The organism is Rhizobium sp. BR 250 (assembly GCF_047445855.1).
Classification (GTDB): domain Bacteria; phylum Pseudomonadota; class Alphaproteobacteria; order Rhizobiales; family Rhizobiaceae; genus Agrobacterium; species Agrobacterium tumefaciens_I.
The window spans coordinates 1-13,294 of record NZ_JARWKW010000007.1 but is presented as its reverse complement, the minus strand read 5'-3'; the positions used below and the strand labels follow the sequence as shown (position 1 = coordinate 13,294).

Below are 13,294 nucleotides of genomic sequence, written 5' to 3'. Positions count from 1 at the left end.
GATGCACTATTCCCGAGGCACAAAAACGAGCACGTTAAAGCCCTCGTCAATATTGAATGTCTGCGGATTGAGCAGTTTGTCCCCATAGGTGGAACTGAACCAGCACGCGGTCTTCTCATCATAAATTGCCGTTACGGTTTCCCGGACGCTGCTGTTGATCGCGTTGACGATTTCGGTCCCTGCCTTGCCGCGCGTGTTGAGATGCATGAGTTTTTTCCGCGCGGGGCTTTCTGCATCGGAAACTGCGATGGATACCCTGTCTGTTGAATAGCTTTTTACCCGAACCCGCAGTCGCTTCGGGCGAGACGCATCAAACTGGTCGTTAATTTCTTTGATACGCGCCTCGATGTCAGCATCGGCCAGACGCACCTCCGGCAAAACATCATACGCCGGCGCAAGCCCGTCGCCAAACTGCATACGCGCCACTTCTGCAGCGTGATGGGCATAGGCGAGATGGGTCACGGGCAGCGCCTTCAGCCATTTGCGGCGTTGTGTGATTGCCATCGATTTTGCCGCTTCCTCGCCCAGTTTGGCGATGGAGAAGTTTTCTCTTTTCTGCCCCTCACGGGTCATCAGCGTTGCCTGCCAGGCATCGCCGTCGGCGGTCTCGACACGCCTGACGCCGGAGATGCCGCTTCGGTTGTTCGTGCGCASAAGTACGGCCTGCTCGAGGTTGGTGGCGGGCGGAATGGCAAGGATGATGGCGTCGCGGTAGGCGCGTGCCTGACAATAGGCGGCATGGCCCGAACCGTAGATGCTGTCCTTGAACAGCCTGACAATCCTGTGGCCACGCCGCCTCACACTGACCCACCAGCCGGCGCCGTGGCGGACCCCGGCAGCTTCTTCGCGGCGCAAACCGTAACTGTCGGCGTCGTGTTTCGTCTGCCTCGGTTGTTTTTCGATCGTCACTCCGTGCCCCGGCTTGTCAGATTTCATCGATGGAATTTTGGCATATCCAGGTTGCAGAATTCGTGGTGAATCCTTGGTTTCGCCACAATGTTTGATTGCATTCTGTCGAGATTTTGACAGCTGATTGATTTTTTTAGCTCTGCTATCGAGGTTCGCAATGAATGACCAGCCCTCATCCTCTGACTTCATTCAGGCGAGCCGCGTTCTGAAGGTGTCTTCGCCACTCGGCGAGGATCAGCTTCTTCCGGAGCGCCTGTCCGTCGAGGAGGGCGTGTCGCAGCTCTTCGACATCCGCCTGACCGTGCGAGCCAAGAAAGAAGCGGTGAAGCCCGAGGAGCTGATCGGGCGGCTGGTCGATGTTTCGGTCGAGATAAGCCAGGGAGACGGGGAAGAGGGCAGCGGCATCCGCCGGCCGTTCAACGGTCTGGTGACGGAACTGCATGAAGGCCCGCCGATTACCCGTGGCATGCGCTCCTATGCGCTGACCATCCGGCCGCAGATGTGGCTGCTGTCGCGCCGGTCCGATTGCCGCATCTGGATGGACAAGACGGCGGTCGAGATCGTCGAGACGCTGTTTTCCGAACACGGCATTCCCGCCCCCGATACATCAGGCATCATCTCGCCGCCGCCTGCACAGCATTATAGCGTCCAGTTTAACGAGACCGATCTCGATTTTCTTACCCGCCGTTTCGAAGAGGACGGGCTGTTCTACTGGTTCAGCCATGAGGATGGCTCCCACAAGCTGCATGTGGCCGATAGCGCCAGCGGYTGGCTCGGGCCATCACCGGCCGCACAGGGCGAGGGAACGGTGCGGCTTGCGCAGGGCTCGTCGGATCGCAACCACATCAATGACTGGGCGCGGCGCTTTTMTTACGTCTCCGGCCAGCGGGCGGGTGCGGACTGGAATTTCGAAACGCCGGGCATGGTGCCGGGCACGATGACGCCATCGCTGGTGCAGATGCCGGATGCGACCAAACGCGAGCTTTACGAATATCCGGCCCGCATCAGGACGGTGGAAGAGGCGGAGCGGGCGCAGAAACTCAGAACCCAGTCCATCGAAGCCGATCATGACCGGGTGTTCGGCTCGTCGACCGCGCGTATTCTGGAGGCTGGCCGGCGCTTCACGCCTTACGAGGTCGCCCATCCCGAACATGCCTATGAGGAGCATGTGATCATCAGGGCAAGCCACAGCATCGTCGACCTGTCCTATGAAACAAACAGCAACGAGCCGGAGTATCGCAACCACTTCGAGGCGATCCCGGCCCGCGTGCCGCTGACGCCGCACCGGACGACGAAGCGTCCGCGCATCGAAGGCACGCAGGTGGCGATCGTCGCCGGACCTGAAGGCGAGGAAATCCATCCTGACCAATATGGCCGCATCAAGCTGTGGTTCCCGTGGGACCGCAAGGCGAAGAAGGATGGCACGGATACGTGCTGGGTTCGTGTCAGCCAGGCATGGGGCGGCGGCACATGGGGTGCGCAGGTCATTCCGCGCATCGGCATGGAAGTCATGGTCGCCTTTGTCGATGGCGACCCGGATAAGCCGCTGGTCATCGGCGTGGTCAACAATCCCGCCAATTCCGTGCCTTACGACCTGCCCGCCAACAAGACGCGCATGGTGCTGCGCTCCAACAGCCACAAGGGCGACGGTTTCAACGAAATCACCTTCGAGGATGAGGCCGGCAAGGAGAACCAGTTCTTCCACGCCCAGAAGGACCAGACGACGCGGGTTCTGAATGACCGGACCAAGCGCATCGACCGGCATGAGGTCGCCTCGGTTGGCGGCAACCGCGCGGTGGAAGTTTCCGGCAACCAGAAGCACGAGATCGGCGGCTCGGTAAACACCGTCGTCGGCGGCACGGGGCCGATGGCGATGATGGCCATGGCCGGCGTGCAGGCGCTCTCCGGTCAGACGGCGGGGCTGCTTTCGCAGGCCGCCCAGATCGCCGGCGGCGGTGGCCCGGGCGTTGCGGCCTTCGCCACCACGCTCGCCTCATCCGCCCTCGGCTTCCTCGGCGCAGGCGGTATTTCCTCGCGTGAGGGCGTCGTTTCCGGCCCGAGCCCGCGTGCAGATGCGGGTACGGCGCTTGCCGGCTCCGGCTCGGGCGTCGGTTCCGATGCTTCGGGGTTATTCCCGCTGCCGGGCATCATGAACACGATCGTCAGCACGTTCAAATCCGATAGCGTCGGTGTGGCGCAGGCTGAACAGATCGGGGTCAGCAAGGTTACGAATGTAGGCCAGACGTCGCTGGAGAGCGTCGGAAAGTTTAAGAAGATTGCAGTCGGTGAAGAGTTCGTCATCGAATGCGGCGATTCCAAATTCATCATGAAGGCGAATGGCGAGGTCATCATTCTTGGCAAGACCTTCAACTTCGTGGCGACGGATCATTTTCAGCTTCGCGGCAAGCCGATCGATCTGAACTGACGGAGGCCGGGTCTTGGAACTTCAGAACCGCCTGCCGTTTCCCGCGATGGCTTTCCGTCAGTTTGATGCCGAGGGGGAACTTGATTGCATTGTTTCCGTGCGCGCTACCTTCACGCATGTGCAGGACGGAACAATGGAGATCGCTCGTGAGCAGGAGAGCTTTCAATGGGAAGACGCTTACGAGGACGATCCGCATCAAACAGTCCTCCTGCGGCAGAGCGATCTTACCCCGGACAAGCCCGGCACGGATATAACCTTTCTCGGGAATGCGTGGTCTGCGAGTGGCGAGCCGGAGAAATCCTGGCGTGCCTCCATCCGCGTTGGTGGAATTTTCAAGGAAATCGAGGTTTTCGGCAGACGCTTCTGGCAACCTGTCGTTAAGGAGAAATGGGCAGGTTTTACCGCCAGGGAAGCCAAACGTGTCGTAGCGGATTGGAAACTGAGCGATCCTGAACCGGCTAGAAGCGTGGCCATATGCTGGCGCAACGCTTATGGCGGCGCGATCCCTGGCACAGGTGACGCGGGGACGGAAACACCGATTGACGTGGAGCGCCGAAACCCGCTTGGGTGCGGCATCGTCAATCTTGAGATGCCTGCCGACGCCGGGCCTGTTCCAGCTCCGCAGATCGCTGCCGTTGGTGAGCATTCCAATTGGCGGAGCACGCCGGAACCGCAGGGATTTGGGCTCGTTTCGCCTTGGTGGCAGTTCCGTCAGCAATATTCCGGAACCTATGACGATGCATGGGTTGCGGAACGGCATCCGCTTTTGCCTCGTGATTTCGATCCACGCTTCTGGCAGGCCGCCCATCCTGATCTCGTCGCGACGCCTCACCTCAAGGGTGACGAGAACTACGAGCTCGTTAATCTGAGTTCTAAGCATCCGGTGGCGAAAGGCTCGTTGCCTGGCCTTACCCTCGGTGTCCATTGCTCTCGCGAAGATCGCGATGAATGGCATGTGCTGAAGCTCGATGGCGTGCAATTCGACTGGCGCAATGACGGACGGGTGCTTCTGACCTGGCGCATCAGGTTTCCTCTTCCCGATGCCGGTGAAACAAAACTTATCCTGACCCGGGTTCGCCTGAAGGCTCCTGAAACCGAAGCGGCTGCAAGGGAGACAGCATGAGTATCCCTCGCGACGACTATATCGGCGAGCCACAATATCCCGATACATGGACGACGAAGACGCCGCGCGAGGGGCTGCGTGACATTGATGAGGCGCGTATCGTCTCTTTGGCCCCGGATGTATGCCTGACCCCTGTCGGGTCATCTGTGGTGCCTATTCCCTATCCGGTCGTGGATTTTTGTGGCCACGATAAAAATTACACGTCTTCCGTCCGGTTTACGGGTAAGAAGGCTATGGTCATGCGTTCGTGCACAACACATGTCCATGGCGATGCACCCGGTGTCCGAAAAGGTGTGAAATCCGGCACGGTGGAGAGCATCTGCGAACCGATCGGCCATGCCGATCAGGTGCGTGCAGAGGGTTCGCACGTCATTCGCCACCTTGACCGTTTCCATATGAACAACAGGAATACCGAGGGAGAGGCGATCTTTGTCCGCAGCACGAAGACCTATGATCCTCCCAAGGATGATGATCCTGTACGAGGATCGCTTCGTGCAATTGAAGTCGCCGATGCTTCAGAAAAGCAAAAACGTTCATCTGACGCTGCTCCTTCCGGTGGCGCTGCTCTAGGTTTCCTCGTCACGCCAGGATTTGCTCCACTCGTTCAAGGTGCGGGTGGAGCCGCGGCTGGAGGAGCAAGTACCGCTGCCGGTGCAGCAACCTCCGGTGCTGGAGGGGCTGCCGCCGCGGCGGGAGGTGTCAGTCTGGGAACGATATTGGCGGGGATCGGAATATTCGCCGCCGGTGTGCTTATTCCGACCAACAAAATGAATTTTTCCGATACCGTCCCACAGGATGATTTTGAACAGAAATTGCTTTTAGATGCGCAACGCAGAATAAACGAACTTCCATTCTGGGACAGTGGTGCTGACATCCGAACTGAGACGTTTGCAAAAATTCAGGAACACAGAAAGGAAAATAAACCGACGCAGGACCCGGAGCCGAAACCTGTTCCTGTGCCGCCACCTGGATCAAATGTTCGTATCGATGAGGATGAAAACCGTAGATGCCGTTTATTGATAATCTGCTTTATGCCCACAAAAAGTACGATCGATCTCGATGAGTTCAAGCGACAAATGGAATTGCAGGAACAAGGGCTCAACAATATGAGTCCGCAGCAGATGTTGGCCAATCAAGCAAAGTATTTGGCGAATCCGGCGGGTATGCGGGCTTTGTCAGAGCCGCTGCAGGCGAAAGCGCGCCAAGAATATAGGAATGATCCGCGCATCCAGAAAATGTACGTTGATAAGTACGGTCCAGTCCAGGGTCCGATAAAATTGGGGCAATATCTGGATTCGGCGGCCGCACTGCATAATCCGGACATGATCGCGGGTGGTAAATATAATTCTGTGGTCGATCAGACCTTGCCAATTGAAAATCGGATAGGTGGCCTTTCCGAGAATAGTTCTATGGGAAGTCAATGGATCAATCCAAATCGAAACGGACATACTCGCGCCAGCCGACTAACAGAGCATGCTAAGAGACAAGCGGCGAACAACTGCCCCAGTGTGCAAGTTGATCTTCGACTTTGCCCCAGCAACCCCAGTCGCCCCGGTGAGCCATTAACAGGAACATAACAATGGTAGAGCAGCCGAACTACAACGTATTTGAAACCAAGTGGATTGAGGAACTCCTCAATGCATACGAAATCGACCACATAGTGAAGCCTAGTGCGCAAATAGTAGAGCGCTACAAGGATCGTTTGCCTGAAATTCTGGTAAAATTCTGGATCGAAAAAGGTTGGTGCAGTTGGTCAAAAGGACAGTATTGGATATGCGATCCTTCTATATTTCAGCCGGTTATCGACTATGTGTTTCTCGGTGATCCCGAGCTTGATCCAACGCGCATGATTGCCTTCGGATACAATGCGTTCGGTAACGTCGATATTTGGTACGGCGATGCGACGATACGGTTAAATTTGCCAAATGGCATGGTCCGGGTGGAGCCCCGCGGATATGACGAAGATCAAAAGCGCCAATGGACCGACGAAGTGATGATTGGTCTAAAATTGTCATTCAACGTCTCTCCATATGTGGCTCCATGGGAGGACGAAAAATACCAAAACATGATGCCCTTGGCTCTTGAAAGGATTGGGCAACTTGAACCCGGTGAGATTTATGGTTTCGCCCCTGCACTTAGTATTGGTGGCCGGAATAATGTCGAACATCTGCAAAAGGTGAAAGTAGCGGAACATTTACTTTTGCTGGCTTCACTCGATTCGCCCACGCTTTATGATTATTCACCGCCAAGCGACGGGGACCGCAGCTTGGGTGTAGTCACTCCTCGCAGGAAAATCGGTTCGGCGAGGTAAGGCATGCGCGTACGACTCACTTCCGCTTGTGCGCTCAGCAAGAATACATTCTGCGCTGCATTCAGTGAAAGTGAATACGATGACATGTATTCGTTCATTCTTGTGTTTGAGGGAGATTTCGAACAACCTTGGACACGGGTTGGTATTCCCCGTATTGTCGACAGTACTACGGGCTGGTTAGGGGCGGATGGCAAACCTGTTGTTTATGTCAAAAGCGATGAAGGCGATGTGTATTCTCTTTCTGCCGGCGAAGAGCCTCGGCATGAGAAAATAGAAGGATCGGGTGTTTATAGTGAGGACGCGGAGGGGCTTGGCTACACCAACCGTATTGTCGCTATAAACGAAACCCTGTTCGTAACGGGATACCATTCACAATTGTACCGGCGAACTGGTTCCGCGTGGGAATGGTTCCATAGGGAAAAGCTGCCGAGGCCTGAGGCAGGGTACGAGTATCTTATATTTGGAGATTTGGCCGGGTCATCGCAAAATGACATCTATATGAACGTAACCTACAGCCCTGCAAGCACAACGAGAAAACTCACTGAGGAGGAGGAGGAGCGGGCTGCCGAACTCTTCGATCTTGGAAGAGTTGATGAAGCTCTTGCTATCCATCACGCAGCCGAGGGCGAAAGCAGGGTTCTGGAGGGTAGATTATATCACTGGAATGGAACGGATTGGCGTGTTGTTGCTACACCGCGTTCGGGAAAATTCTACGCCGAACCCGCAACGCTTTCGGACATTCTTGTAGAGGATAGCGAAAGAGTGTGGGCCGTTGGAAACAATGGTGTCATTCTTTTCGGCAACGCACGTGATGGTTTTCAGGACGTATCTTTCAAGGGGAACGATGAGGATTTGCGGTCCGTTACAAGATTTAAGGATCGGATGGTCATTGCATCGGACTATGCTCTTCATTGGTTTGACGGCCACGTTCTTTCGCCGCTGAAGCCCGTCCTCGATCCAAGGATCAACAAAAGTGTTCCAACTCCGGTCAAGGTTCAGGCGATTGACGACGTTCTCTACTACTTCGATTCAAAGCATGGCATTCACAGGTTCGATGGCACCGCATGGAACGAGATAGAGGTTCCTCCGGAGTTGTTGGAACGAAACTCCAAGAGCGTGACGAAATGAGCCGTGCTCATGCGATGAGACCAATTGTGATCCAGTAAGACTGGGCCGGTTCAATGACCCCTTCTCATCCAGAACGGCAACAACAGCGCTGCGAGGCCCGTTCGGCGTTACGGCGATGCCCGACTGGCGTTTTCCAACAAGTTCCACCGATCGGCTACTTGGGTTGCGTCCGGCAGCGCCTTGGCTGCAGCAAAGGCGTACGGTGTCAAGATTGCTCAACCTGCCGATGGCAACGGTTTTTCAAGTTCAACGAGACGAAACCCTACCCGACGGAACCAAGGTCGACGGAATTGCTTACAAGGACGGTTTTCCGGACTTCGACAAGTACGTCGTCGGCGGAAAGCAGGACATATCGGTTGGTAGCGGGGAGGTAGGCGCGGATGACCGCTTCGCGCTGCACGACAAGGATGAGCGGCTTGCGGCAAGCGCCTCACTACACTGAACAACGTGGCTGCGTACATTTGTGCGCAGCCATCTGCCCGCGAATGTTGCCTCTTGGTTTGTTCCAAGGTTGAATGATTCCAAGGCAAAAGCTGCAAGCAGGGCTCTGGTGTGAAGCAAATTCTCCTGTGTGAACTTGTCAAAATTCGAACAAATAGGGAACAAACGGTTTGTTTGCTGAGTCCCTTTGTGCCAGAGTGGCAAAAATCGACACAGCGGAGATTCGGGAATGACGCATCAGGACGGCAAGACAGAGTTCGCGCGGCTCAGGGAGCAGGCCGGACTTACCCTTGAGGAGGCTGCGCGCGTCACCAGGGCTTCCATCCGCTCCGCCTACCGTCACGAAAACGGCGAATGCTCTCCGTCGCCGCTTGCTCTCGATATGCTCCGGCAGATGGCCGAAAGCCACCGGTTGCCGGAAAAGCCGGTCCGGTTCCGCTTTATTGACCTCTTCGCCGGCATTGGTGGTCTCAGGGTCGGTTTCGAGAGCATTGGCGGTAAATGTGTTTTCACCAGCGAGTGGGACAAATACGCGGCAGAGACCTACCGGAAAAACTTTCCCGAGGATGAGGAACACGTCTTCGCCGGTGATATCCGGGAGTACACAAAGGATGATGAGGCGCTGGCAAGGATACCCGCGCACGACGTGCTGCTGGCAGGCTTTCCCTGCCAGCCGTTCTCGATCGCCGGCGTGTCGAAGAAAAATGCACTGGGGCGTCCCCACGGCTTTCTCGATGCCACACAGGGAACATTGTTCTTCGACGTGGCGCAGATCATCCGCTACCACAAGCCGAAAGCCTTCCTGCTGGAGAACGTGAAAAACCTCCAGCGCCACGACAAGGGACGCACGTTTGCAACCATCATGAAGGTGCTCGAAGAGGAACTCGGCTACAAGGTCGTGATCCGGGTGGTCAGTGCCCGGCCATGGGTTCCCCAGGGAAGGGAACGCATCTTCATTGCCGGGTTCCGCGATCACAGTGCCGGATTCTCGTTTGATGACGTCGCTGTGCCGGAAGGCCCGGAACCGACCTTGAGCAGCATCCTGCAATCCGGCGTTGACGCCAAATACACCCTGACCCCGAAGCTCTGGGAATATCTCCAGAACTACAAGAAGAAGCACGAGGCCAAGGGCAACGGCTTCGGGTTCGGTCTGTTTGGTCCCGGTGACGTCGCCCGCACGCTTTCCGCCCGCTATTACAAGGATGGCTCCGAAATCCTGATCGATCAGGGGCAGGGGAAGCGTCCGCGCCGGCTTACTCCGAAGGAATGTGCCCGTCTGATGGGGTTCGAGCGGGGAAACCGCGCTTGGGAAATACCGGTGTCCGACACCCAGGCCTACAAGCAGTTCGGCAATGCGGTCGTCATGCCCGTTGTCGAGGCCATTGCAGAGGCCATGAGCCCGTGGCTGCCGGAAGCCCGGCTAGGTCAGGTGCTTCATCTTCCCGAGGCGGAGGAGGAGAAAGCCGTCGTCAATGGCTGATATCGTTTCTGCCCATGTCCGCAGCCGGATGATGTCCGGCATCCGTGGCAAGGACACGAAGCCGGAACTGCTTGTGCGCAAGGCCCTGCATGCGGCCGGCTTTAGATACAGGCTGCATGAGCGCACCTTGCCCGGAAAACCCGATATGGTGTTTCCGAAATATTCCGCCGTGGTCTTTGTCCATGGCTGCTTCTGGCATGGCCATGACTGCCATCTCTTCCGTATGCCCTCGACGCGCACGGAATTCTGGCAGGCCAAGATCTCGGGAAACGTGGCGCGTGATGTGAGGGCGATTACTCTTCTTCGGGAGACCGGCTGGCGCGTGGGTACCGTGTGGGAGTGCGCGCTCAAGGGCAGGGAGAAGTTGCCGGTTGATGATATTGCTGCCACCCTTGCCGTATGGCTGCGCGGTGAAACACCCGAACTGGAAATCCGGGGCCTCGCAGCATGATTGATACCCTTGAGGCCCTTGCCGGGTTGATGCGCGAGGGTGGCGCCGAGCGAATTTACGCCAAAAAGCTTGCACCGAACGACAATTCGAAGAACCAGATTTACCTCGGCGGCGACTTTTCTGCCCTGAACGTTATTCCGCACGGTGCTGTGGAGACCGATGAATCTGATACGGCCGGGAGCGTGCGCGACCGTGCCAAGGCAAGTGTCCGGTTCTGGTGGATGGATGAAAACGGCCGCTACGAGGCCCCGAATGCCCAGCTTATTCTCTACCCGAAATACCCCGAAGTGCGGATGTCCGGCTTTCTGAAGGGATGCCGCAATGCGCCGGGCGATGTCATGCGGGTTCGCGACGAGGGCAGGGTACTTTTTCTCGGGATCACCCGTGACGGGCAGGTTCTGGGCTACGCCGTGCCGGCCGGCAGTCCCCTGGCCAACGCCATATATGCATCCGTGAATCTCGAGCCTGCCGGTGTTTTTCTGGAAATTCCGGCGGTACCTGAAGCCGGCAGTACGAGGCAGCGGCTTCTGGAGACGCTCACGGCCATCTATGCCAAACACTGGATACCCTCGCAGAAGCTTGGTGCCGACGGCATCGCCCGTCCCTATGTCGCGCGAAACGGTGGCGGTTATACGCTGGAGGCCGAACTGGGTATCACGCCGAACGGCTATTCGGAACCGGACTACCTCGGCTGGGAAATCAAGCAGTATGGCGTAACCGACTTTGACCGCTACCGGCCGACGAGCCCGGTAACCTTGCTGACGCCGGAACCGACCGGCGGCTTTTATCGCGAGAAGGGGGTGGAAGCCTTTCTGCGAAGGTTCGGTTATGCCGACAAGAGCGGGAAGGCGGGGCGGTTGAATTTCGGGGGGATTTATTCGAGTGCACGCGGCTGTCACCCGGATACCGGCCTGCAGTTGCGTCTGACCGGCTACGATTTCGAATCCGGCAAGATCACCGACCTGACCGGGGGAATTGCCCTGTTGGACCAGCATGGTGAGGTTGCCGCTTTGTGGCAGTATACGGGCATCATCGAGCACTGGAACCGCAAACATGCCCAGGCCGCCTATATACCCTCGCTGTTCCGGACGCCGCCACCTGAATACCGCTTCGGGCCCCGCATTCAGCTCTGCGAACAGACGGACCTGATCCTGTTCCTGAAGGCACTGGCGGCGGGAACTGTCTATTACGATCCGGCTATCAAGCTGGAGACCGATGTCGCCGGAAACTTCCGGATCAAGCGACGCAGCCAGTTTCGCATTCGGCACGATCAACTCGGGCAAATGTATCACGCGACTGAGGTGGTTGAGCTTTCGATTTGAAGTCCGGCTTTGTAACCGGGGGTTACCGCAGTCATTAAGAGTTAGGGCTCGGTGACGGCGTGTTGATGCCCTCGGGATCAAAAGCCTTTGGGTGGGCTCTTGGAGGTCAAATCCTCATGCCGCAGGTTCAAATCCTGCCCCCGCAACCACGCTACAGTATCCTACAGCAGCCAGAACTACGATCCGCTGCGCAAAAGCACTGCGATCATCGGCGCTAAATCCCCACCACAAAACGCAAATTTCAAAATCGACAGTTGCAAATTAGGGGCCGTGCGAGTTGCGGCAGACGCCGCCGATGATGTGGGTAATTGAAAGATCCGGCGGAGGGATACTCTATGGCAAACAACGGTTGCATTAAAAATCGATATGCCTCTAAATTAGCCAGGAAAAGAAGGGGCGATAACTTGAGTTTAGTAGCTTAGCGACTTGAAGGGGGAAGAATGGACCGTCGACAATTTCTCATCGCGTCTGGCACGGCGGTGGTTGCTGGGATGTTATTGCCTGGTATCGCATCCGCAGTTCCCATCTCATTGGGCAGCGGCACTCCGGTCGACCTAAATGCCCTTAGTCGAGTGCCTACTCTTGACGAGCTACAAGACCGAGGAACCGAGGCGCCATATATGGCGGAGATCGCTTTGGCGCGCAAAATTTTAGCGTTGAGCCCAACGAACTGCAGACCAATCGACGTCGCAAATTACTTTCTGAGCGTGAAGAACGGTGAGATGGATGATGTTTTTGGTTCAGACACGAGCAGCTATTGTGACGAGTGGCCTGTCCGAGCCAATCCGATAATTGTTAGCTTTTTCGACGCAACATTGTTGCGAAAACCGGAAGGCGATCAAACGGCATGGTGCGCTGCGTTCATAAATTGGTGCATTGAAAGGTCAAGGCAGGGCAAAACGCCCCAAGGAAAATTGTTGCCCTCGACGCAAAGTGCGGCCTCTGCAAGTTTTCGTTCTTGGGCGAACGAGACGAAGTGAACCGCGCCGGGTTTGCCGGAGGCCGTTTGGTTTAAGTTATGCAGCCATGGCTGGTTCGTCCAGCATGGCGTAATACTGCTCCTCGGCTTCGGCTGGCGGGACGTTGCCGATGGGCTCCAGAAGCCGTCGATGATTGAACCAGTCGACCCATTCCAGGGTGGCGAATTCAACCGCTTCGAAGCTCCGCCATGGTCCGCGCCGATGAATGACCTCGGCCTTGTAGAGACCGTTGATCGTTTCGGCGAGAGCGTTGTCGTAAGAGTCACCGACGCTTCCGACGGAAGGCTCGATTCCCGCCTCGGCCAGTCGCTCCGAATACTTGATCGAGACGTACTGGACGCCGCGATCGCTGTGGTGAACGAGACCGCCGCCATGAACGGGACGCCGCTCATGAAGCGCCTGTTCCAAAGCATCGAGGGCGAACCCGGCATGCGCCGTTCGACTCACCCGCCAGCCGACAATCCGGCGCGCGAAGGCGTCGATGACGAACGCCACGTAGACGAAGCCTTGCCAGGTGGCGAGTGGAGTGAGAAGCGCGGATGCGCTTCTCCTCCCCGAACCGTACGTGCACCTTTCAGCGCATACGGCTCTCTATTCAAGCTTGGCCCATGGCCATAGCAACGTCATGATAGTGCGACGTGACGGTACTGCGGTCTTCAAGCCGGAAGATGTATGGATTTTCMTCCGGATTACGCCACCGGAATTGCGCCTTGGGGCTTGAGAC

General features: G+C 56.8%; 11 protein-coding genes and 1 pseudogene. 10 read left to right on the top strand and 2 right to left on the bottom strand.

The annotated features are described in order from the left end of the window. Positions 1-6: 6 nt before the first annotated feature. Positions 7-1,098, bottom strand: coding sequence for a hypothetical protein (locus tag QD336_RS12810; RefSeq protein ID WP_499170970.1), 1,092 nt, complete (start codon positions 1,096-1,098; stop codon positions 7-9). Here QD336_RS12810 and tssI point away from each other — a divergent pair. The 10 genes from tssI (at position 1,067) to QD336_RS12760 (ending at position 12,570) form a co-directional block, all read left to right on the top strand. Next, positions 1,067-3,334, top strand: coding sequence for a type VI secretion system tip protein TssI/VgrG (gene tssI, locus QD336_RS12805; protein ID WP_499170969.1), 2,268 nt, complete (start codon positions 1,067-1,069; stop codon positions 3,332-3,334). The two genes, QD336_RS12810 and tssI, sit on opposite strands and share 32 nt — an antisense overlap. Before the next feature lie 13 nt (positions 3,335-3,347). Then, entirely contained in the window at positions 3,348-4,457 is a 1,110-nt protein-coding gene (locus tag QD336_RS12800; protein WP_499170968.1) for a DUF2169 family type VI secretion system accessory protein, read from the top strand. Beyond that, a complete protein-coding gene (locus QD336_RS12795) occupies positions 4,454-6,034 on the top strand; it encodes a polymorphic toxin type 15 domain-containing protein (protein WP_499170967.1) in 1,581 nt (526 codons plus the stop codon). Before QD336_RS12800 ends, QD336_RS12795 begins: the two co-directional genes overlap by 4 nt. A gap of 2 nt (positions 6,035-6,036) precedes the next feature. After that, a complete protein-coding gene (locus QD336_RS12790) occupies positions 6,037-6,768 on the top strand; it encodes a GAD-like domain-containing protein (RefSeq protein WP_112199453.1) in 732 nt (243 codons plus the stop codon). 84 nt (positions 6,769-6,852) lie between these two features. After that, positions 6,853-7,896 carry a hypothetical protein gene (locus QD336_RS12785; protein WP_499170966.1) on the top strand — a complete coding sequence of 348 codons (1,044 nt, stop codon included), beginning with the start codon at positions 6,853-6,855 and terminating at the stop codon, positions 7,894-7,896. 211 nt (positions 7,897-8,107) lie between these two features. Continuing rightward, entirely contained in the window at positions 8,108-8,338 is a 231-nt protein-coding gene (locus QD336_RS12780) for a hypothetical protein (RefSeq protein ID WP_499171096.1), read from the top strand. 228 nt (positions 8,339-8,566) lie between these two features. Beyond that, positions 8,567-9,817 carry a DNA (cytosine-5-)-methyltransferase gene (dcm, locus tag QD336_RS12775; protein ID WP_499170965.1) on the top strand — a complete coding sequence of 417 codons (1,251 nt, stop codon included), beginning with the start codon at positions 8,567-8,569 and terminating at the stop codon, positions 9,815-9,817. Continuing rightward, positions 9,810-10,268 (top strand): very short patch repair endonuclease, encoded by a 459-nt coding sequence (locus tag QD336_RS12770; protein WP_499170964.1) that lies wholly within the window; start codon positions 9,810-9,812, stop codon positions 10,266-10,268. Before dcm ends, QD336_RS12770 begins: the two co-directional genes overlap by 8 nt. A 29-nt stretch (positions 10,269-10,297) precedes the next feature. Beyond that, positions 10,298-11,590, top strand: coding sequence for an MvaI/BcnI family restriction endonuclease (locus tag QD336_RS12765; protein WP_499170963.1), 1,293 nt, complete (start codon positions 10,298-10,300; stop codon positions 11,588-11,590). 620 nt (positions 11,591-12,210) lie between these two features. Beyond that, on the top strand, positions 12,211-12,570 hold the full coding sequence (locus tag QD336_RS12760; RefSeq protein WP_499170962.1) for a C40 family peptidase: 360 nt from the start codon (positions 12,211-12,213) through the stop codon (positions 12,568-12,570). Positions 12,571-12,606: 36 nt separating this feature from the next. Here the strand turns inward: QD336_RS12760 and QD336_RS12755 are convergent. Next, positions 12,607-13,098: pseudogene (locus tag QD336_RS12755) on the bottom strand (IS3 family transposase); the annotation flags it as partial. Positions 13,099-13,294 lie beyond the last annotated feature (196 nt).